This window comes from Haladaptatus ordinarius (assembly GCF_054177595.1).
The window spans coordinates 15398-35891 of record NZ_JBPEHH010000038.1 but is presented as its reverse complement, the minus strand read 5'-3'; the positions used below and the strand labels follow the sequence as shown (position 1 = coordinate 35891).

Annotated in this window: 17 protein-coding genes and 1 tRNA gene; 7 read left to right on the top strand and 11 right to left on the bottom strand. The window is 62.0% G+C overall.

The window, feature by feature from the left end; genetic code table 11:
- Positions 1-13 precede the first annotated feature (13 nt).
- The 3 genes from ACR3FF_RS14855 to pheS form a co-directional block, all read right to left on the bottom strand.
- On the bottom strand, positions 14-1588 hold the full coding sequence (locus ACR3FF_RS14855) for an MFS transporter (protein WP_458188870.1): 1575 nt from the start codon (positions 1586-1588) through the stop codon (positions 14-16).
- A 747-nt stretch (positions 1589-2335) separates the two neighbouring features.
- Positions 2336-4048 carry a phenylalanine--tRNA ligase subunit beta gene (gene pheT / locus ACR3FF_RS14850; RefSeq protein ID WP_458188869.1) on the bottom strand — a complete coding sequence of 571 codons (1713 nt, stop codon included), beginning with the start codon at positions 4046-4048 and terminating at the stop codon, positions 2336-2338.
- Positions 4048-5556, bottom strand: coding sequence for a phenylalanine--tRNA ligase subunit alpha (gene pheS, locus ACR3FF_RS14845; protein WP_458188868.1), 1509 nt, complete (start codon positions 5554-5556; stop codon positions 4048-4050). The genes pheT and pheS overlap by 1 nt, the downstream gene beginning before the upstream one ends.
- Before the next feature lie 286 nt (positions 5557-5842).
- Between pheS and ACR3FF_RS14840 the strand changes: the two genes are divergently transcribed.
- Positions 5843-6478, top strand: coding sequence for a class I SAM-dependent methyltransferase (locus tag ACR3FF_RS14840; RefSeq protein ID WP_458188867.1), 636 nt, complete (start codon positions 5843-5845; stop codon positions 6476-6478).
- 506 nt (positions 6479-6984) lie between these two features.
- Here the strand turns inward: ACR3FF_RS14840 and ACR3FF_RS14835 are convergent.
- Together ACR3FF_RS14835 and endA are read right to left on the bottom strand one after the other, a co-directional pair.
- The gene (locus tag ACR3FF_RS14835) at positions 6985-8550 is read right to left on the bottom strand and encodes a tryptophan--tRNA ligase (RefSeq protein WP_458188866.1); all 1566 of its coding nucleotides are present in this window, start codon (positions 8548-8550) and stop codon (positions 6985-6987) included.
- Positions 8547-9578, bottom strand: a complete 1032-nt coding sequence (gene endA / locus ACR3FF_RS14830) for a tRNA-intron lyase (RefSeq protein ID WP_458188865.1) — start codon at positions 9576-9578, stop codon at positions 8547-8549. The genes ACR3FF_RS14835 and endA overlap by 4 nt, the downstream gene beginning before the upstream one ends.
- A gap of 323 nt (positions 9579-9901) precedes the next feature.
- Here endA and ACR3FF_RS14825 point away from each other — a divergent pair, with 323 nt between their 5' ends.
- Positions 9902-10129, top strand: a complete 228-nt coding sequence (locus tag ACR3FF_RS14825; RefSeq protein WP_458188864.1) for a hypothetical protein — start codon at positions 9902-9904, stop codon at positions 10127-10129.
- On the opposite strand, the gene ACR3FF_RS14820 is transcribed toward ACR3FF_RS14825, so the two are convergent.
- Positions 10130-10798, bottom strand: coding sequence for a DUF91 domain-containing protein (locus ACR3FF_RS14820; protein WP_458188863.1), 669 nt, complete (start codon positions 10796-10798; stop codon positions 10130-10132).
- Between the two features lie 156 nt (positions 10799-10954).
- Here ACR3FF_RS14820 and ACR3FF_RS14815 point away from each other — a divergent pair, with 156 nt between their 5' ends.
- Entirely contained in the window at positions 10955-11608 is a 654-nt protein-coding gene (locus ACR3FF_RS14815) for an HAD family hydrolase (protein ID WP_458188862.1), read from the top strand.
- Here ACR3FF_RS14815 and ACR3FF_RS14810 read toward each other — a convergent pair.
- Positions 11577-13919 carry a DEAD/DEAH box helicase gene (locus tag ACR3FF_RS14810; RefSeq protein ID WP_458188861.1) on the bottom strand — a complete coding sequence of 781 codons (2343 nt, stop codon included), beginning with the start codon at positions 13917-13919 and terminating at the stop codon, positions 11577-11579. The genes ACR3FF_RS14815 and ACR3FF_RS14810 overlap by 32 nt on opposite strands.
- A 306-nt stretch (positions 13920-14225) precedes the next feature.
- Between ACR3FF_RS14810 and ilvA the strand changes: the two genes are divergently transcribed.
- The 4 genes from ilvA to ACR3FF_RS14790 all read left to right on the top strand — a co-directional run bounded on the left by ilvA (position 14226) and on the right by ACR3FF_RS14790 (position 16196).
- The gene (gene ilvA / locus ACR3FF_RS14805) at positions 14226-15437 is read left to right on the top strand and encodes a threonine ammonia-lyase (protein WP_458188860.1); all 1212 of its coding nucleotides are present in this window, start codon (positions 14226-14228) and stop codon (positions 15435-15437) included.
- 63 nt (positions 15438-15500) lie between these two features.
- A complete protein-coding gene (locus ACR3FF_RS14800) occupies positions 15501-15881 on the top strand; it encodes a Rid family detoxifying hydrolase (RefSeq protein ID WP_458188859.1) in 381 nt (126 codons plus the stop codon).
- A 2-nt stretch (positions 15882-15883) separates the two neighbouring features.
- Positions 15884-16072 (top strand): DUF7981 family protein, encoded by a 189-nt coding sequence (locus tag ACR3FF_RS14795; RefSeq protein WP_458188858.1) that lies wholly within the window; start codon positions 15884-15886, stop codon positions 16070-16072.
- A gap of 42 nt (positions 16073-16114) precedes the next feature.
- Positions 16115-16196, top strand: a tRNA-Ser gene (locus ACR3FF_RS14790).
- A gap of 119 nt (positions 16197-16315) precedes the next feature.
- Here ACR3FF_RS14790 and ACR3FF_RS14785 read toward each other — a convergent pair.
- The 4 genes from ACR3FF_RS14785 to ACR3FF_RS14770 form a co-directional block, all read right to left on the bottom strand.
- Positions 16316-16546 carry an Lrp/AsnC family transcriptional regulator gene (locus ACR3FF_RS14785; RefSeq protein WP_458188857.1) on the bottom strand — a complete coding sequence of 77 codons (231 nt, stop codon included), beginning with the start codon at positions 16544-16546 and terminating at the stop codon, positions 16316-16318.
- A gap of 104 nt (positions 16547-16650) precedes the next feature.
- The gene (locus tag ACR3FF_RS14780) at positions 16651-17964 is read right to left on the bottom strand and encodes an ABC transporter ATP-binding protein (protein ID WP_458188856.1); all 1314 of its coding nucleotides are present in this window, start codon (positions 17962-17964) and stop codon (positions 16651-16653) included.
- Positions 17957-19000 carry an ABC transporter ATP-binding protein gene (locus tag ACR3FF_RS14775; protein ID WP_458188855.1) on the bottom strand — a complete coding sequence of 348 codons (1044 nt, stop codon included), beginning with the start codon at positions 18998-19000 and terminating at the stop codon, positions 17957-17959. The genes ACR3FF_RS14780 and ACR3FF_RS14775 overlap by 8 nt, the downstream gene beginning before the upstream one ends.
- The gene (locus ACR3FF_RS14770; RefSeq protein WP_458188854.1) at positions 18997-20202 is read right to left on the bottom strand and encodes an ABC transporter permease; all 1206 of its coding nucleotides are present in this window, start codon (positions 20200-20202) and stop codon (positions 18997-18999) included. Before ACR3FF_RS14770 ends, ACR3FF_RS14775 begins: the two co-directional genes overlap by 4 nt.
- Positions 20203-20494: the final 292 nt, after the last annotated feature.

The following is a 20494-nucleotide window of genomic DNA, read 5'->3' as shown; positions in this document are numbered from 1 at the left end:
AGGGCGTAGTAACTCACTCTTCGGCTTCCGATACCTGCCGTGGCAAGAACGTTGATGCGATGAGCAGGAACAGCACAAACAGTACGAGGAGGAGGAGTGTCGCCTGCTGAGCGTCGAACATCGCGGCCTCGAAGATACCCTCGAGCAATTGTCGTTGTGCAGGAGTAAGTTGGTTCAGGAACTGCTGCTGCGTGGCTTCGGTCGCTGTCTCTGCCGCATCTTCGAGCGCTATCACCAGATCATTTCGTTGCTCCACTGAAACGGTCACTTGTTCTGCTCGTAAGACTCTATCGACGACACTACCATAGAACTGTCCGAGAAAATACGAGCCAACGACTGCTGTCCCCAGGGCATATCCTATCGAACTGCTTACGTTTAGGACTCCGGATGCCTCGGCGGAGTCCGCGGTAGGGACAGCCGACATTGTCATATTGGTGATTTGTGCCAATATGAGTCCGACACCGGCTCCATAAAGCGCCATCGGGATAGCCATCCTGCGGATCGTCTGACCGGGGCCTGTCTGCTCGTACAACAGCACCAGTCCAACGCCCAGACACACGATGCCGACCTGGATAAGCGTCTTTGGCGAGATGTACTTACGCCAGCTGGTCGTAAACGACGCAAAAAGAATCGACGCGAGAGAATACGGTAACAACGCTACCCCAGTTTCAAAGGCGGTGTATCCGAGTACGGCCTGGAGATAGACCGGGAAGATAAAAAAGAAGCCAGCCGAGATTGTCGAGCGAATATTGTATGTGATAACACCGGATAAAAAAGAGCGGTTCGTCAGTACATGCAGCGGAACGAGCGGCGACTTCCCAACACGTTCCATTCGGCGTTCGTACTGAACGAACATCGCGAACGTGAGGAGGCCACCCCCGAGAAACCAGATCGCCGGCGATGTTCCAAACGGATTGAACTGCATCTCGCCGACGAAGAACGGCCGCCGTTCGATTAACCATCCGTACTTCCCACTGAGAAGGAAGCCAGTGACGAGCGACGTCGAACCGACGATGGACAGGGCTGTCCCACCTTTATCCAGTGAACTATGTGTTTCTGACAGTGGGGTCGGACTCACATACCGAACGAAGAAGAGAATAACCCCCACACCGATGAGTTGGAGCGCAAATCCCCACCGCCAACTTGCGTATGTGGTTAGTGCTCCACCGATAATCGGTCCAAGAGTCGATCCAACCCCGCTCACGCCAGCCAACAGTCCGAATGCCTTCGCCCGATCGTCGTCTTCGTAACTGACTCTCAATACAGTGTATGTCAGGGGAAATATCACAGCGGCTGCGGAACCCTCGACAAATGACCAGCCGATATAGAGGATCGTCGTATTCCAGCTAAACGCCGCCACCAGCGTCCCAGCGGCATAGACGATCAGTGCGACTGCCATTACACGCCTAATACTATGCCGTGACGGCAGCGTACTGGCTGGGAGAATTAGCGCAGCTATCACCAGCGAGTAGAGTGAAACCGCACCTTGAATCACGGTGACCGTGGTATCAAAATCAGCCACCATCGTGGGGATCGCCACGTTCATCAGGGATGCATTAATGACCACAATGAACGTCGTCAGACTCACGGCGATTGCTGGAGCCCAGTATTGTACTTTCGTCTGTAAGTCCGTAGAGAGATGAGTACTCCCGTTGGAAGTAGACCCATCTGGGGGCATACAGTTGTCTAACGCTTTCGACCCTCAAATATCATGGACGTGGTTAGATCGTTCAGTGTCGATCGAACCGATACCGGAGTACGACTGAATCGGTCGTTCAACAATTCTCACCGGTATTATCCCATAGTATTACTAAATATTGTCACCACTACTGTAAGGATGGAGTCGTACGAGAGTGGGAGTTGGGTGGGACAGTGCTGTTGGGCACCGCACGAGCGAAAGAGGGTATGAGCCGTGGACAAAGACACACGACAAAACGGATGAAACGGAATTCGAACCGCTGCGGATAACCCGTCGAATTACGCTTCGCGGAACAGGTCTTGCCGGCTTACTCGCGATGGGCGTCGGCAGTGCCAGCGCCCAGCAAGAAACCTCTGGGACGACCACTCACCAGACGGGGCAACGGACGGCAGAAGATGATGAGGCAACCCAATCACGTGGGAAAATCACACTCGTACAAAATCTGACGCCTACTTCTGGCGCTACGTCGACCTAGGCGGGGTTGAAGAGTTCTATCACCACCGAAATCTCATTCCCATCGACGAACAGAATGTCATTCCAATGAATAATGGCACACATGTGACCGAAACACACCATAGCAAGACGGCGAAAAGGAACTGGAAGAAGAACGACGACGAAAACGACGAGACAGAAACCCTACTCCAGCGCGTCGAGTCCGAACTCGAACCCGGCCACGGGCAGTTCGAGGTCGTGTTCGACGAGCACTTCCGGATGAACCTCGCCGACGACGCCGACCGTCTCGCCATCGATGACGACGTCTGCCGCCCGCCCGGAAATGAACGTCGGGTGTTCCGTGGGCGGCGTCTCCAGTTCGGCGTCGAAGTTCCGCACGATGGCTTGCAGGCGCGCTTTGGCGTCCTCGTAGGAGGCGTCGTGGCGCGCGAGGACGCCAGCCACGGTGCGATGCTCCGCGACGCCCGTGTTCTCTGAGTCGTCCACCTGTGCTGCCAGCCCGATATCTGCGAGGTCTTGCGGGTAGGAGCGGTGGGTGTTGTTCTCCAGCACCATCATGAGCGAGGGGAGCGCCCACGTCCGGAGCATCGTGTAGTCCTCGCTGTAGGGGTTCTTGATGGTCGCTGGAGTGCCGCCACCGACCACGTCCGACCCAGGTTCCACGCGCATTCGCTCGAAGTTCTCCGCCTCGCTTATCATGTGGAAGTCGAGCAGGTCTTCGAATCCCAGTCCGACGAGCACCTCGCGGACCGCGTCTTCGAGTCGCGAGCGCTCGTGTCGCCCGCCGACCGTTCCCACGTCGGGATATCGCGGCGAGAGGTCGTTGAAGCCGTAGGCTCGACCGATGTCGTCGACGATGTCGACCGGGTGGAGTACGTCCACGCGATAGGGCGGAATCTCGACCTCGTAGACGACCGCGTTGTCTTCCTCGGTCGCCTCGCCGGCCAGCCCTGAGCGCTCCAGCAGGTCGAGCACTTCGTCGGGAACGAAGTCGATACCGAGCAACGTCTCTACCTGTTCGTGAGTGACTGCCTTCGTCGTCACGTCGAGGTCTGGCCGAACCAGCGTGTGGTCTCGATACTCGACTTCGACCTCCTCGATGGTCGCGGCGCGAGCGTCCAGCGCGTAGCAGATGATGGTACACATCTTGTCGATGGTCCACTGGTCGGTGCCGGTGAGTTCGATGAACAGGTCCCGCGAGTCCGTCGACACCTCGGTTCGGCGGCCGTTGATGACCGGCGGGAACGAGAACAGGCCGATGTCGTCGTAGATGGCCGGATAGCGCTCGTAGTCGGCGACGAGGTCGGCGTACTTCTCGCCGGTCTGGTGGGTGCGCAGGACTTCCCCGGGCGTCATCTCGGCGTCGGCGTCGAGGGGAACGAATCGGTCTTCGTCCGGTTCCACGCCGACGTACTGGATGGCGTTCCCGCCCTCGTCGGTGGCGGACGACCCCTTCAGCATCGTCAGGTCGTGGATGCCGATTGCACCTTTCGCGCGCTTTCGACCCATCGTCGCGTGCAGTTTCTCCTGCAGTTGGATGAGCGAATCGAGCGCCTGTTCGTCGAGGTTCACGCCGCGGGCGATGGCACCCGTGACGTAGGGTCGCTCGTCGGGGACGCTCTCGTCGACGACGATGGACCAGTCCGGGTCGTTCGGTTTCGGCGTGTAGACACCTCTATCGTCGCCGTACTGGTAGCGAAGCGACCGCGCCACGCCCTCGATGGAGAGGCGGTCGAGACGGTCGGGCGCGAACTCCAGTTGCATGTCGCCGTCTTCCGTCTCGCCCTCGTACTCCAGGCCGAGCGCGAACAGGTCGTCTTTCAGTTCCTCGTCGTCTTTCTCCTCGTGGCCGGTCAGGCGGCGCAGTTCGTCCGGAGAAACGTCTACGGTTGGCATCAGTGAATCACCTCCACGTCGCGGAGCAGTTCGAGATCACACAACGTTCCGTGCACGTCACGGATGTCCTCGAAGCCGTACATCAGCATGAGCAGGCGTTCGAGCGCCAGCCCCCACGCCATCACGTCGCAGTCGACGCCGAGGGGTTCGAGCACCTCGGGTCGGAACATCCCGCTGTTACCGATTTCGATGAGTTCGCCCGTCTCGGGGTGGTGGCCGAACAGCTCGAAACTCGGCTCCGTGTACGGGTTGTAGTGGGGTTTGAACTGGATGTCGGTGATGCCGAACTGCTCGTAGAACTCCTTGAAGGTACCCATCAAATCGCGCACCGAGAGGTCGTCGGCCATCACCCAGCCCTCTATCTGGAAAAACTCCAGAAGGTGTGTCGGGTCGAGGGTGTCGTTGCGGTACACCTTCTCGACGCTGAAAAAGCGTTGTGGTGGGTCGAGGTCTCCGACGGCGTTGCCGGAGAGATAGCGCATCGACAGCGACGTGGTGTGCCCGCGAAGCGCGATTGCCCGCGCGAACTCCTCGTCCCACGGCGAGTGGTAGCCGTCGCTGTCCTCGCCGATACCTTCGAGGTGTGCCCGGCGAACGCGCTCGACGAGGTCGTCCGGCAACTCGTCGATTTCGGTCGGGTTCGACAGCGCGAACCGGTCCCAGTGGGTGCGTGCCGGGTGGTCCTGGGGCATGAACAGACAGTCGTTGATCCAGAAGTCCGCGTCCGCGTGCGGCCCGTCCATCTCCTCGAAGCCCATCCCGACGAGCACGTCTTTGACGCGGTTCGCCGTCTGCCGGAGGATGTGAACCTTCCCGCCGTCGATTCGCTCGGCGTCCGCGGCGACATTGTACTCGGCGAACTCCACGTCGCGCCACTGGCCGGTCGTGAGCATCTCGGGGGTCAACTGGCCGACCGTCTCGGCGGCTTCGACGCCTTCCATCATCGCCGTGACGCCCTCACTCGTGAGCGTCACCGACCGAACCGTCGATTCGGCGCGCTCGACGAGGCCGCGACTCTCCAGTTGGTCTATCGTGTCGGCGTCGTCGATCGACTCCCCGGTGGCGAGTGCGGAGAGGGCGTTCGCTTCGGTATCCGATTCGGGGTCCGCGTCCGGATTCGCCGAGATTTCACCGCTGTCGATGACGCCGTAGCCCTTCCGGGCGTAGTTCGACAGGGCGATGTTCACCTGCGGCCCGCCCAGACCGGACTGACCGATGGCCTGGCCCATCTGCACCGGGTTCCCGTCGGCACCGGCGTCGAGCGCCGCCTCGTAGAGGCGAATCTCGGGGAGTCGTCCCTCGGCGTACTCCTCGCCTTCCTCGGTCAGCGAGACGGATTCTTCGGTTCGTTCTTCGACGGCGAGCAATCCTTCGTCTTCGAGTTCGAAGACCGCGCCCGTCGCCGTCTCGGGTTTCAAACCCACCTTCGCGGCGAGTTCCTCGATGGTCTGTGCCTCGTTCGCGCTCGCGGCTTCGAGCACCGCGACCTGTGATTCTGGTAGTTTCATCTCCACTTGGTAGTCGTTGGTCGTATGTCCCTGTCCGGCGGTTTAGCCCTTCTGAAGACCGGGCGTGGCGCGGGTTTCGTCCTCCCACCGCGAGCGGACTCCACCGTGCGCTCAGACCGCGCAAAAAAAGCCGAATCCCGTCGCTGGTCGTCGTTCGACGGCGATACTGCCACGTCGGGATTCGGATGGCATACGCGAAAGATGGCCCAGAGCCGACAAAAACGTTGCGGAGAACCGACCGAACCGTTCCGGAGGAATTTACCTCCCGTCCTACGATAGGCGAGTCATGATGGACTGGGAGCGGTTCTACCGACGGGCGGACTACGACCGCTGTGCCTACATCGGCGGCGAGCGGATGGCCGACCTCGCGGAGCGACTTTTCGAGCGCGTGGGCGTGCCCGAGGATTTCGCCTCGGTCGGCTGTGGCCCGGCGGTCGTTCCCTTTCGCCTCGCCGAACGCTACCCCGACACCGATTTCTACGGCTTCGACGTCTCGGAGACGGTCGTACGAGACAACGGAGAGCGGGCGACAGAGCGCGGTCTGGAGAACCTCCATTTCGCGGTGGATTCGCTCCCCGACCTCGACACCGACCGCCGGTTCGACGTGGTGTACTGCGTCGCCACGCTCTACTTCGTGGCGGAGCCACGACGCGCCATCGAGAGCCTGTATTCGCGGGTGCGAACGGGCGAGCACCTCGTATTGAACTACCCGAACGAAGCGAGTCGGGAGCAGTTCGATGCGGAGTTCGAAGGCAGAAAGCGCGAGTCGTTCGAGTTAGTGTTGAGTGGCGCGAATCTGATCAGTGAGGACGTGGTTCGGGAGGTTACGGGGGCGGAAACGCGGAATTACTGGGAACTGGTCGAGGCCGAGGACGAGGCGTTCGTCGATTCGGCGACACCGTGTGTCGTAGTCGGGAAATAGAGGTGAATGGAATTTCTGTGAATTCGTTTTTGCTGGTTGCGGTGCTATCGCAGTTATGGTGTCCTCGAAAGCCCTCGTGGGCTATGCTCGCGCGCCTCGTTGCGCGCTTTTCGTGTCCGACTGGTGTGTGCGCTCTGCGATTGGTCAACTGGCTGTCGCGGTGGCGCGCGATGGCGACTCTCCGCCGGAGGATCGCCCGCGCGAGGTCTTCGTGAGTGACCGAAGAGAGCGAGCGAATGGCTCGTCAGAGCTCGTCTCTGACGGTGGACGACCGAGTGGTGTTCTCGTTCGCGTTGCTCACGAGAACCAGAACGAGGTTCGCTCGGCCGGAGCAGGAGGAGGCTGGGGAGGACGAGGTGCGGTTGCGGTATTAGGAGTCGGCAGTCGCTAGCAATCTCGAAACAAACGCTGAGAAAGTTGACGAGAAAATGACCCGCTCCGAGAAAATAGACACCGAACGAACCGACTAGCGAAATATGGAAACGACGGTAATCTGAATCCGCGACTTACCGCCGCGAGGACTCGAGTTCGATGTCCAGCCCCTCCAGCACCGCTTCGGCCTCCTCGCGCTTTTCCTGGTGGTCCTCCAGGAACTCGCGCATCAGCGTTGCCGCCTGCTCCTTGCAATCGCCACAGAGTCGCTCTCCGCCGACACACTCCTCGTACACCTCTTTGGCGAACTCGTCGTCGTCACCCGAGAGCAGGTAGGCGTACAGTTCGTACACCGGACACTCGTCTGCCTTGCCGCCCAGTTCTCGCTGGAGTTCCGCCGTCTCGCGCCCGCCCGTCGTCGCGGATTTCACTTTGTCGTACCCCTCCTCGGGGTCGTCGAGCAGGCTGATGTGACTGGCGGGGACCGACGACGACATCTTTCCGCCGGTCAGTCCCGTCATGAACCGGTGGTAGATCGAGGAAGGCATCACGAACCCGTAGCCGCCGTTGTCTATCTCGACCTGGCGGGCGAGTGCTTCCGCGTCCTCCCGCGAGAGGTCGAACGAATCGATGTGCTCGTCAAAGACGCGCTTCTCGCCGTCGATGGCATCGATGAGCGCTTCGAAGGCCGCTTCGGTGGCGTTTCGGTCGAGGAACCGAACGCGGGGACGGAGGGGTTCCATCCCCGCGTTTTCGAGTTTGGCGACGGCCGTCTCGACTGCGGGGACGGAGGGGTCGCCGGATTCGGCCAGCCACGACGCCGCTTCCTCACATCGAGGCATCTCGGAGTCGTCGGCGTACTCGTGGCGCGCTTCGTAGGCCGCCGCGACGTGCGAGAGTTCCTCGTCGGTCGCCTCGAAACTGGCGTAGGCTCTCGTCACGCCGAAAAACCGCATTCTAACGGCGAGGTCGCGGGCCAATCTGACGTGCGGGTCCTGGTCGGGACCGACGGGGATGACGGTCGGTTTCGGCTCGTCCAGTTGCGGGTAGAGGATGTCCGCCATCTGTGTGACGACGCTCTGGACGTGCGAGACGTTGGTCTCGCCGTCGAAGCCGTAGATGCCCTCGAACTCGGCGAAGCGGGCTTTCGACCCGAGTTCGAACGAGAGATTCTGGAGCTCACGGTTCTCCGACTGACGGTAGAGCGTCCCGTCCTCGGGGTCGAAGCCGAGCGCGAGGAGCGAGAGCAGGTAGTCGCGCGAGTGTTCGTCGATCTCCTCCCACGACAGGCCGCGAGCGCTGTGGGCTTCGAGGTCGGCGATGAGACCGTAGGTGTCCCCGCCCTGCTGTTGGTGCCAGATGAGTTCGTCGAACACCAGTTTGTGGCCGATGTGCGGGTCGCCGGTCGGCATGAACCCCGAGAGCGCGGCGAATGGGTCTCCCTCCTGCATCGCTTCGGCGACCTTGCGGTAGTCGCGGTGGCCGAAGATGACGCCACGGCGCATCAGGTAGTGAGGATTTGGAACCGCCGGGAGCACGTCGTCGAACTCCTCGATGCCGAACTCCTCGAACAGTTTCCGGTAATCGGAGATAGTCGCCGACCCCCACGGGTCGAGTGCGACGTCGTCCTCTCCCGCCGCAGTACCGCCATCGGTCGCGAGTTCTGTACCCCCCGCATCGAATCTATCGTCTCGTGTCATGGTGTGAGTCGCGTGACCGAAAGCCAGGTCGCTACTCGTTCGTTATCCGTGACGAGCGCAAAAATCATTCGCTTCCGTACCCCATGAGCCAGTCGGACGTCCAGTGCGAGGTCACGCGGGACGTACTCGTGATCGTCGCGGAGCACCCGGACCAGAAACTCGGAGTGACCGAGATTCTCGACCGACTCTACGTCTGCGTAAGTTCTAAAATCGGCACCGAACTTGAACCCCGTCTTCGGGACGACACCTCGCTCCCGAAGGGTGCGGTAGACTAGCAGCCGTCGGTCGAATCGCTCACCTTCCACGTCCCGGCCACGGGCAGCGATTTCTTCGTAGCCTCCGCCGACGGCCAGGTTTCCAGCCGCGACGAGGTGCGCCGCCTCCACGAGCGACAGTTGCAGGACGCCCGCCGTCTCGCGCCCACCCATCGGCTGGCCGTAGAACGACCGCTGGTGGAGTTCGTCCGGGGCGTCCCACAACAACACCCGGTCGGCGACGAGCGACCCGGAGAGGTCGGTCGGCACGTCGCGGTCCGTCGTTCCCCGAACGTCGAGGCGCTCGGTTTCGAGGTAGGTAATCTCGCTCTCTTCGTCTACGACCGCCAGCACCACGTCGCCCAACTGCGTGGCCGGTATCGTCTCGCGTTCGCTGACGACGCGAAGGCGGTACAGCACCTCGTCGTCCCACGGCCCGCTACCACGGGGGTAGACGACGAAATCTGAACTGGGGAGCGGGTCGTACACCCACCCGGTGCGGTCGGGCGAGAGGTAGAATCCGCGTTCGCGCAGGTCGGCGTAGACGAGAAACCGCGCAGCGAAGCCATCGCCCGTCGAGTTCTGCAAGAACTCGCGGAACCCCTTTCCCTCGACCGAATCGAGGTCGCCCCGAAGCAGGAGGTGGGCGGCCTCGACGCGTGAGAGCGCCACCTCGTTTCCTTCGAGAGGCCGCCCGTATCCCCGCGAGTCGTAGTACCGCTGGCGGGCGTCACCGCCGACGACCACTTCGTCGTCGCTCAGGCGTCCGTTCATACACTCTGTGTCGTGCGCGTCGTCAAAGGCACTGCGACTCTCGCGTGGTCGTTTAGCTGTGTGTGTCTCGACGGTATCTGCGTGGCCGTTCGACCACCGATTTCGACGTCCCACCGGTCGTCTCGAATCGGTCTTCCGGAGAGTATCGGACTGTTGAAGCACAGGTCGGATATGAGGACTCGAGTCGTTCGAGAACGCCCTCGATCCCGAGTCCGGAAAGCGACGCCACCGACGCTGACACGCCGTTCGAGTCCACTCAAAAAAGCCTTGATGATTATGACAGGGTGACCAAGTGTCTCGAACCGTTACTGTATCACGCAACGATGAGTATCGAAAGCAATCGACTCTCCGGGTGGCTTTCGACCCACCCGTGGTTCGCCCGATTCGCCGGATTCGAGGTATTGGTTCTGGCAATCGCGTTCCTCAGTCTCGTGCTTCTCGGAAACGATTTCGGCGGGTTGTTCTACGCCATGTCGGTCTCGGTTGCGGGACTGGCCGCAATCACTGTGGTCCTGGTCCAGATTTCGAGATACGTGAGGCTGTCTGCGTAGTCATCCGCTCGTTCGACCTCGACCCGCCGACTCCGCAGTATCGCAATCCGTGTTCAAACAGCGCCGACCAGTCCGGGTTCGAAAGACGGGGAGACCGCAGTCGCACGAGTTCACGATTCGCCCGGTCGGAACCCCGAACCCGGTTTCACAGTCGGGATAGCGGTCACAGCCAGCGATGATTCCACCGCGGCGCAAGATACGGAGGTCGGCACCACACTCCGGACAGTCCCACTCACGGTCGAAACGCTCCCGAAAGGCGTCGAGAACCGTACCACAGTCACGGTCGAGACACAGTTCGAACTCCTCGCCCTGCTCTACGTGCAACGTGGGTAAGCCACAATCACAGGAATCGCTACCGACGCTGGCCTGACGCGGGATATCGTATTCCCTGTGGCAACCGAGGCAAGAGACGGTTCCTTTCGCCCGCGTGAGCGAACCATCACAGTCCGGGCAGGTCCCGACCGGGATGCCCGCCTTCGAACCGGGGTGCCTGGAGATGCCATGACAAGTGTGACAGTCCACTCGAAGGCGGCGGTCGCTCGTCGCCGCGACGAGCGTGAAGGTGTCACCGTCGAGGGAGGCGTGGGCCGTCTCGGCGCGCGTGAGCCATTCGACCGGTTGGTAGCCGTCGACGTCGTGGACGAGCAGTGTGTCGTCGGGTTTCAACACCGCGACCACCTCGCCGCGCCGGCGCTGTTCGGCGTCGCCGTCCGTCGTTATCGTACAGTCACCGCGACGACACGAATCGTGTCGGTCAGTGGTCGCGGTTTTGGATTTAAAGGTTCGGGCGAAGGGCTTTGGAGTGGACGGGAGAACGTGACGGGTATGAAGGCAGTTTTGTTCGACATGGACGGCGTCATCGTGAACTCGGAGGACTTCTGGGTCGAACTCGAAGAGGAGACCATCTTCCCCGAAGTGGTGGCCGGCGACGTCGCCGCCGACGAAATCACGGGGATGAACTATCGCGAGATATACGACTATCTCGATTCGACGTACGAGACGACCGCGACGAAAGCGGAGTTCGTCGCCATCTACGACGAAGCCGCGAAAAAGCTCTACGGCGACCACGTCTCGCTGATGGACGGGTTCCACGACTTACTTGCCGAACTGCGCGACCGAGACACCGACATCGCCCTCGTCTCCTCGTCACCCCACCATTGGATAGATATCGTCCTCGACCGCTTCGACCTCGAGTTCGACGCCGTCGTGAGTGCCGAGGACATCGACGCCCCGGGCAAGCCGGAACCGGCCATCTACGAACACGCAGCGGCACAGATCGGCATGCGAGCGGACGAGTGTGCGGCGGTCGAGGATTCGGAACATGGTGTGGAGTCAGCAGTCCGGGCAGGAGTCTACTGCGTCGGCTTCCCGAACGGGGCGAAAGAACTCGACCTCTCGGCGGCGAACGTGGTAGTCTCGTCGCCCGCCGAACTGCGCGACGAACTGCTCAGTCTACCCGCACCGTCCGAGAGTCGATGACCGGCAGCAGTGGCACGTCGGGGAACGAGACACGAACCACGAACTCCATCTCGTCGTCGGTGCCGCCGAAGACGCCGACCGGAACCGTCGTCTCCCCGTCGAGATAGGTGCTCTTCGTGGTCATCTCCACGCCGTTGACGGTGACTTCGACCGCCGCCTGCTCACCTCCTCCGTGATTTCGCAGGACCACCTCGCGCATGTCGTTCTCGCCGCGAGCGATTCGCGTGGGGAAATCACCCCACTCGAGTTCGACGTCGGGAAGGTCGCGGGCGCTCGCTTCGACCTGCTCTGCGACGCCCTCCGAGAGTCCGGCGTCGACGATTCCATCGACCCCTGCCCGCCGGACGTCGGCGGGCGTTTCCAGTCCTTCCCGTGCCAGTTTGCTCGCCCGCCCAGCGCCGACGCCGTCGATGGCGGTGAGACCGACCGTATCGGCCGCGACACCGTTCTCGACGCGAGCCTCGACGCGCGTGACGAGATTCGCGGTGGCAGGGCGGTCGAGACGCTTTAGAAACGCGCGGAGCGCGGCGAACAGGCGAACCGCGTTCTGCTGGATGACCCACGCGTCGCTTCGCAGGTCGGCGGGCGTCGAGCCAGTCATGCCAGAGCGCAGGATGGCGAGCACCTTGCGCCCACCCGCTTCGAGGTCGCCAGAATCCTGCCCGACGAGCACGGAGTTGATGGCGTCGCGCTCGGACTGGCGGGCGCTCACGCTGTCGAACTCGGCCGCTCCGGCGACCGCTTCGAGGATGGCGGGAGCGTCGATGTGGTCCCGCTGGGAGACGGCGTGGAATCGCTCCGCCGTGTCGAGGTCGAGGTAGAACTTCGAGGCGAGCATGGCCAGCGGCGTCCCCTCGATACTGAGGTCGTCGCCGGTCTCTACGAATCCTCTGTCGACGAGACGTTCGAGCGTCGCCCTGACGCGCTCGCGGTGGTTCTCGAAGTCGTACTGGTCGGGCTTGCTCTTCGCCCGGACGTAGTAGAACGTCGTCTCGAGCCACGACATCACGTCGTCTAGGTCCGAGATGGTTCCCATCGCTATCTCGGCGTTCAGGTGCGAATCCAGGTCTTCCGCGAGTCTCGACTCGATTTCCTTGCCGTCCCGGAGCAGTCGGCGGTACTTGTCGGCGTCCGCGTGGTCGCAGACGACCCACCCGTAGCCTACGTCGTCGTACCCCGGTCTGCCCGCGCGTCCGAGCATCTGGAGCACGTCGAGGGGGCTCATGTCCACCTCGCCTTCGAGGGGGTCGTGGAGCTTCGTATCGCGCAAGACGACACACCGGGCGGGGAGGTTGACGCCCCACGCGAGCGTCGAGGTCGAAAAGAGAAACTGAATCTTCCCGTCGCGGAACCACTCCTCCACGAGGTCGCGGTCGTTTTTCGCCAGTCCGGCGTGGTGGAACGCGACGCCATCGAGGACAGAGTTGCGCAGCGTCTCGTTGCGCAACTTTTGTGTCTCGGTGTGGAAATCGTAGTCGCCGCGTGCGCCGATAGGCAGGTCACGCTCGGCGATCTCGTCGCGGGTCTTCTTCGCGGCCTGCACGGTGTCCTGTCGAGAGGCGACGAAGACGAGCGCCTGTCCGTCCTCGCGGACGTGCGGTTCCGCGAGGTCGAGCGCCCGGTAGAGCCGGCGATACTTGTCCGCGAAGGAGTTGTCGCCGTGGGTGTAGGTCTTCACGTCGGCGTGGAGTTCGACGGGACGGTAGTCGTCGCCGAACTCGAAGGTGGTCTCCGGCGGGGCGTCGAGCCACTCGGCCACGTCGTCCACGTTCGGCATTGTCGCCGAGAGCGCGACGATACGGGGCTCACAGAGCCGCCGTAGCCGGGAGATGGTCACTTCGAGGACGCTCCCGCGCTTGTCTGAGTCGAGGAGGTGAACCTCGTCGATGACACAGCAATCGACGTCGGTGATAAAGGAGTATCGTGCCGAATCGTGTTTCCGGGTCGCCGAGTCGGTCTTCTCTGGCGTCATCACGAGGATGTCCGCACGTTCCGCCCGGCGCGGGTTCAGGTCGCGCTCACCCGTGACGACGTAGACCGAGTAGCCGAGGTCCTCGAACCGTTCCCACTCGCTCTCTTTCTCGTTCGTCAGTGCGCGCATCGGGGCGATGAAGAGCGCGGTGCCGCCATCGCGGAGTGCCTTACAGATGGCGAGTTCTGCGAGTGCAGTCTTGCCGCTCGCCGTCGGCGCGCTCGCGACGACGTTGGCGTCGCTGTCGAGCAGTGCGGGAAGCATCTCTCTTTGCATCCGGTTGAACTCGTCGAAGGCGAACGCCTCCGCGAACTCGGGAACCGCCTCGGAGACCTGCATCGTTTCGTAGGGAGAGGGGGGAGCAGAAAGGCGTTTCCTTACCGGACTGATGGGTTCGAGAGATGGAAGGTATATCGTTTGTGAGAAGACAGGAGACGCGATTGAGAGACGATCATCGGTGTTCGAGCACGACGACTCGATGAGTGAGAAACCAACGAAGAGACGGCTGTGAGATGCCAGAGTCCCGTACAGAACGGTACAACCCGGCACAGTTCGGGACGTTCGACTCGTTTCTCCGTACTCTCACCGATGGCCCACCAGTCGCCTTCCCAAACGATAAAGCGACCCCGAGAACTACCGACGAGCATGCTAGAACTGGAGGACGTGCTGGCGGCGCGAGAGCGAGTCGCCGAGACCGCTCGGCACACGCCGCTCGACTACTCGCACACCTTCACACGGATGACCGGCGCGGAGGTACACCTGAAACTGGAGACGTTCCAGCGTACGGGGTCGTTCAAGATTCGCGGGGCGACAAACCGCATCAAGACGCTCTCCGAGGAGGAAAAGAAAGCGGGCGTCGTCACTGCGAGCGCGGGCAACCACGCACAGGGGGTCGCGCTCGCGGCGACGCGCGTGGGCGTGGACTCGAAAATCGTCATGCCGGAACACGCACCCATCTCGAAAGTACGGGCGACCGAGAACTACGGTGCCGAGACCGTCCTCTACGGCGAGGACTACGACATGGCCGCCGAGCGCGCCCACCAGATCGAACGCGAGGAAGGGCGCACCTACGTCCACGCCTTCGACGACGATGCGGTGATGGCCGGACAGGGGACCATCGGACTGGAGATCGTAGACGACCTGCCCGACGTGGAAACCGTCGTCGTGCCCATCGGCGGCGGCGGCCTCATCAGCGGTGTCGCTACCGCGATCAAGGGCCACGACCCCGACGTTCGAATCGTGGGCGTGCAGGCAGAGGGCGCATCGAGCGTCGCCGACTCGCTCCGGAAGGGGTCGGTACAGGAACTCGAGAGCGTGGACACCATCGCCGACGGTATCGCCACCCGGAGCGTAGGACGACAGACGTTCGAGGTCATCGACGACCGCGTGGACGAGGTCGTCACCGTCTCGGATTCGGAGACGGCGGTCGCGCTCGCGTACCTCCTCGAACGCGGCAAGACCCTGGTGGAAGGTGCAGGCGCCGTCTCGCTCGCGGCCATCCTCGAAGGGAAGTTCGACTACGCAGACGACGAAGTGGTGGTGCCGGTGCTCAGCGGAGGCAACATCGACATGAACGTCCTCACGACGGTCATCATGCGCGGGTTGGTCGAGACGGGACGCTACCTGAAGATACGAACCGTACTCAAAGACCGCCCCGGGTCGCTCCGCGAACTGCTCGACGTCATCGCCGACGCACAGGCGAACATCTACGCCATCCAGCACGACCGTACCTCCCGAGACATCGCGATGAACGCGACGGAAGTCGAACTCGACCTCGAAACGCGTGGACAGGAACACGTCGAAAACCTGCTCGAATCGCTCCGAGAGAGCGGCTTCGACGTCGAAGTTCTCGTCTGATTCCAGTCTGCGTTTCGTCTCCTTTTGACGTAGGTTTAAGTTCTGTCGGGTGAACACACCGATATGAAGCGTATCATCAGGACGCAGGACGCCCCCGAGGCGGTCGGGGCGTACAGTCAGGCGACGACGAACGGGGACCTCGTGTTCACTGCCGGACAGATTCCGATGACACCCGACGGCGACCTGCTGCACGACGAGGAAATCGCCGTCCAGACCCGCCAGAGCCTGGAGAACGTCAAAGGAATCCTCGAAGAGGAGGGCTTAACCATGCAGGACGTGCTGAAGGTGACCGTCTTCATGGACGACATCGAGGACTTCGACGAGATGAACGACTCCTACAAGGAGTATTTCCAGGACAACCCGCCCGCCCGGAGCGCCGTCGAGGTCGCGAACCTCCCGAAAGGGGTCAGCGTCGAAATCGAAGCCATCGCCAGCGGCGAGTGAGCGTGAATCCGCGCGTCAAGGCGAGTCTGCTGTGGGGGGTCGTCGGCGTTCTCGCCTTCCTCGTCTTCCTGCAGGGATATGAACTCTACACCGACTATCGGTACTCGCTCGAAGTGAAGGTCGGCGCGGCGCTCCTCGTGGGAATCGGTGCGCCCGTCCTCACCTACGTCGCGGACGGCTATCTCGATTAGAACAGAAGCCTTTAAACGCCGTACCCGGTTACGAATCAATGGGCCGGGATGGCCGAATGGCAAAGCGCACGCCTGGAAAGCGTGTTCCCGTATGGGATTCTGGGTTCAAATCCCAGTCCCGGCGTCTTTTCCGCAAACAAGTTCGTGAGCATCGCGTGGCGTGCGTCCGCTCCCGTGAACAGAAAATCGACACCGGGATTCGAGCGGTCGACCTTGCAGCGAACCGTCTCTCCCCGAGCGACCTCACTCCATCGCCATGTATGTGTGAGTGTTCTCGACGCCGTTGATGGTCAAGATGCCGGACGCGACGATTTGTCTGACATCGGCGGGCGTGTCGACAGCGACCTTCGCGATAATATCGACGTCCCCTGCGACGATATTGGCGGCGGTGACGCCGTCGAGTTCGGTAATCGTATCGCGTATCACTTCCACTGACGGGACGTTCGCTTTTATCAAGACGTACGCAATTACCATCGTAGTTCACCCGTTTCGGACGTAGTTAAACGTGAGCGAGTGGCAAAGAACTTCGGTCCCAGCGGAACGAAACCAGCAGAACGGTTCGCCGTCACGAATCCGGGTCAGTCCACAGACGCCCACTTCCACTCTTCGACGATGGCCTCCGCATCGTGCAGGTGACACGCCGCGGGATGTCCCGCATCGGTCTCTTGCTCTGTCGGGGACTCTTGCTCGCAGACGGTGGCGAACTCGCTGCGCAGTCGGTCGTCCGCACCCGCCACGTGGCCCGAAACGACGTCCGAGAGCGCGGCCGACAGCACCGCCTCGGCATCTTCGTCGGGCAGTTCGTCGGGGATGTCGTACTCGGCACGAATCGCCGACCGAAGTTGCTCGTCGCTCACCACGTCCTCGGATTCCGCCGCACCACGTGCGACCGCGAGTTGGCGGAGCGAACCGAGATTCACGTCGTCGTCCGCGACCGCGACCCGGAGGTCCATCACCGAGCGCCAGTGGTCTTGCTCGAAGTCGTAGCCCACCGGGGGGATGACCGCCGGACAACGCGGATGGAACGAACACCCGGCGGGCGGCGAGGCGGCGTCGGGGACATCACCGCGGAGTGACACCCGTTGGCCGCTGGCGTCCGGGTCCGCCGTCGGAATCGCGGAGACGAGCGCCTGCGTGTAGGGGTGCTGTGGGTCGCGGAACAGAGCTTCGGTCGGCCCGCGCTCGACGATTTCGCCGAGATACATCACCGCCACGCGGTCACAGATTTCCCGGACGACGCCCATGTCGTGGCTGATGAGCAACAGCGAGAGGTCGAACTCCGACTGGAGGTCCGAGAGGAGCGCGAGGATTTCGGCCTGGACGCTCACGTCCAGCGCCGACACCGGTTCGTCCAGCACGAGCAGGTCAGGGTTCAGTATCAGCGCGCGTGCCAGCGCCGCCCGCTGTTTCTGGCCGCCGGAGAGTTCGTGCGGGTACCGGTCGAAGAAATCTTCGGAGAGACCGACGCGCGAGAGGAGGTCTTCGGTTATCCGTCGTCGTCGACCGTCGTCTGTCATGCCGTGAATCGTCAACGGTTCGGCGACCGACTCGCCGATGGTCATCCGAGGGTCGAAACTCGTCGTCGGATCCTGGAACACCATCTGTGCCCGCCGCCGGAACGCCTTTCGTTCGCTTTGGTCGTACGCACCGATGTCTTCGCCGTCGATTCCGACAGTCCCCTCGGTCGGTTTTTCGAGGTACAGCAACGACATGGCGGCGGTGGACTTTCCACTGCCGGACTCCCCGATGAGACCCAGCGTCTCGCCGGGGAAGACGTCGAAGTCGATACCGTCCACGGCCCGGATAGTGCCGACCTGCCGTCGGAGTGCCCCCTCGGTGACGGGGTAGTTCTGTTTCAACCCGCGGACGGAGAGGAGCGGTTGGTCACTCATCGGCTATCTCCCCCTCAACGGCGAGGTCGTCGCCGGTCTCCTTTCCGTCGAGGACGACCGCCGAGTCGTAGTCCGGGCGATGAAAGAGACACGACGCCTGCTGGTTTCCGCCGACACCCTGGAGTGGTGGTTGTCCGTCTCGCGCACAGTCGTCGACAGCGTGGGGGCAACGTGGGTGAAATCGGCACCCGGTCGGTGGCGAGACCGGGTCGGCCATCGACCCACCAATCGGTCGTAACCCGCCACCTCGACCCGGAAGGCAGTCGAGCAGGGCCTGGGTGTAGGGGTGAGCCGGCTGGTCGAACAGTTCGTCGACGCCGCTCCGCTCCATCACTTTTCCGGCGTACAGGACGACGACGCGGTCGGCGATTTCTGCGACGACGCCGAGGTCGTGTGTGACGAACAGAATCGCCATATCGCGTTCCGCTTGCAGGTCGGCCAGCAGGTCGAGAATCTGGGCTTCGATGGTCACGTCGAGTGCGGTCGTCGGTTCGTCGGCGATGAGCAGGTCTGGTTCACCCGCGAGTGCCATCGCGATGACGACGCGCTGGCGCATCCCGCCAGAAAACTCGTGGGGGTAGTCGTCTGCCCGAACTTCTGCTTTCGGGATACCGACGCGGTCCAGCAGGTCGACCGCCTGCTGTCGAGCCACGCCGTCGCTCACGTCCTGATGGAACTGGATGGATTCTGCGACCTGTCTTCCGACGGTGTACACCGGGTCGAGTGCGCCCTGCGGATTCTGGAAGACGTAGGCGATTCGATTGCCACGAATCTCGCGGAGTTCGGCGGGAGAACACTCCAGGAGGTCGCGCCCGTCGAAGACTATCTGGCCGTCTTCGATGGTTCCGGGCGGGTCGGGGACGAGTCTTGTAATCGACTCGCAGGCGACGGTCTTTCCGGACCCGCTCTCGCCGACGAGACAGACCGTCTCACCCCAATGAACGTCGAAATCGATACCGTCGACCGCCGTGACGACACCTTGGGGGGTGTCGAAGGTCGTTCGAAGTCCCGAGACGGAAAGGAGTGTGTCGGTCATAGTTTCTCCCGCGTTCTGGGGTCGAGTATCTCTCGCAGTGCGTCACCGAGGAAGTTGAACGACGCGACGGTGAGCATCAAGAACACCACCGGGAGCACTTCTGCCCACCAGAGGAGCGTCGGGTGGAAGTCGTTCGTGAACGCGGCGTATATGAGGTAGCCCCACGAGTTCTGTCCCGCCCCGTGGAGTTGAAAGTAGCCGAGCATCGCTTCGATGAGGATGAGCGTCGGAATCTGGAGCGTCACGGCGACGAGGACGGTACTCGAGACGTTCGGCAGGAGGTGTCGCCGGATTATCTCCGACCGACTACTGCCGGCGTTCCGTGCGGCACGAATGAAGCCCAGTTCGCGTTTCTGGAGGGCTTCGCTCCGGACGAGTCGCGCCGTACTCCCCCAGCTCAGCAGACCGAAGACGCCGATCATCAACAGGATGCTGCCGCCGTACAGTGCTTCGAGGAGGAGAAAGACGAAAAGCGGCGGAATCGCCTGCTGGATGTCGACGTAGCGCATCAGTAGCTCGTCCACTCGCCCGCCGAAGTAGGCCGCGACGGTTCCGACGGTAGTTGCGAGGGGGACGATGAGCGTCGCGGTGATGAGCGTAACCTGAAGCGAGATTCGCATCCCCTGGAGGATTTCGAGGAGGACGTCCTCGCCACTACCGGTCGTACCGAGGGGATGAATCAAACTTCCGTGACACACTTTGTTTTCGAGAACGCCGACACAGTGTGTGATGCCGATGCCGTAGAACGGAACCGAGAAGCCGAACGGTGGCTGATACGGAGAGATACCGTACCTGAACCCATCTGCAGCCGTGACGGCGTCTTCGAGTGGCGCGTGAAACATCGGGACGACGAGTCCGGCGACGAAAAAGAACACGAGATACGCGAGGCTGGCGACCGCCAATCGATTCGTCCGAAGGTGTTGCCAGCGTCGGCGCGTCAGGTCTCGGTTCTGGTACAGCGGCACGAGTACGTAGAACGCAAACACCGCCAGCGAGAGCATGAACAGCCAGTCCAGTATCGGTGGGTTCCACTCCACGACGATGGGTTTGTCGTCGGGGACGACGACGAAGTCGTACAGGGCTCCGAGCGTCAGTGCGATAGCGACCAGGAAGAACGCTTTCGTCCAAACCGAAATCGACCGAGACTCGGTCGCGTACTCGTCCCACTCGATCGCATCGAACGTATCGTTTCGTGTAGCCATGTTGCGTCGAGCACTCCCGTCACGTCTCTCGTCGGCCGAGCAGTCGTCCGACCGAGAGGACGTTGTGTTAGTCTGACAGAGTCAATGGAACAATGGTATAAAAATATCAGGATCTTACCAAAGCCGTTCTCGGCGATTCGGGGGGTCTCCGGTCGAGAGCCACGATTGTAATATTGGGAACATTTATCAGAAGCGAACGAATGGTGTGCGATACTAGCATGGAGAGAATCGTACCACCCAGGCCCGACGAAGCCGTCTCGACGGGGTCGGCCAGTGGCGTCGCGTCACCGCC

What these genes read in the sequence shown, in the direction of transcription:
- pheT (WP_458188869.1), bottom strand. Translation starts at nt 4,048, where the DNA reads ATGCCAACCGTAGACGTTTCTCCGGACGAACTGCGCCGCCTGACCGGC.
- pheS (WP_458188868.1), bottom strand. Translation starts at nt 5,556, where the DNA reads ATGAAACTACCAGAATCACAGGTCGCGGTGCTCGAAGCCGCGAGCGCG.
- ACR3FF_RS14840 (WP_458188867.1), top strand. Translation starts at nt 5,843, where the DNA reads ATGATGGACTGGGAGCGGTTCTACCGACGGGCGGACTACGACCGCTGT.
- ACR3FF_RS14835 (WP_458188866.1), bottom strand. Translation starts at nt 8,550, where the DNA reads ATGACACGAGACGATAGATTCGATGCGGGGGGTACAGAACTCGCGACC.
- endA (WP_458188865.1), bottom strand. Translation starts at nt 9,578, where the DNA reads ATGAACGGACGCCTGAGCGACGACGAAGTGGTCGTCGGCGGTGACGCC.
- ACR3FF_RS14825 (WP_458188864.1), top strand. Translation starts at nt 9,902, where the DNA reads ATGAGTATCGAAAGCAATCGACTCTCCGGGTGGCTTTCGACCCACCCG.
- ACR3FF_RS14815 (WP_458188862.1), top strand. Translation starts at nt 10,955, where the DNA reads ATGAAGGCAGTTTTGTTCGACATGGACGGCGTCATCGTGAACTCGGAG.
- ACR3FF_RS14810 (WP_458188861.1), bottom strand. Translation starts at nt 13,919, where the DNA reads ATGCAGGTCTCCGAGGCGGTTCCCGAGTTCGCGGAGGCGTTCGCCTTC.
- ilvA (WP_458188860.1), top strand. Translation starts at nt 14,226, where the DNA reads ATGCTAGAACTGGAGGACGTGCTGGCGGCGCGAGAGCGAGTCGCCGAG.
- ACR3FF_RS14800 (WP_458188859.1), top strand. Translation starts at nt 15,501, where the DNA reads ATGAAGCGTATCATCAGGACGCAGGACGCCCCCGAGGCGGTCGGGGCG.
- ACR3FF_RS14785 (WP_458188857.1), bottom strand. Translation starts at nt 16,546, where the DNA reads ATGGTAATTGCGTACGTCTTGATAAAAGCGAACGTCCCGTCAGTGGAA.
- ACR3FF_RS14780 (WP_458188856.1), bottom strand. Translation starts at nt 17,964, where the DNA reads ATGAGTGACCAACCGCTCCTCTCCGTCCGCGGGTTGAAACAGAACTAC.
- ACR3FF_RS14775 (WP_458188855.1), bottom strand. Translation starts at nt 19,000, where the DNA reads ATGACCGACACACTCCTTTCCGTCTCGGGACTTCGAACGACCTTCGAC.
- ACR3FF_RS14770 (WP_458188854.1), bottom strand. Translation starts at nt 20,202, where the DNA reads ATGGCTACACGAAACGATACGTTCGATGCGATCGAGTGGGACGAGTAC.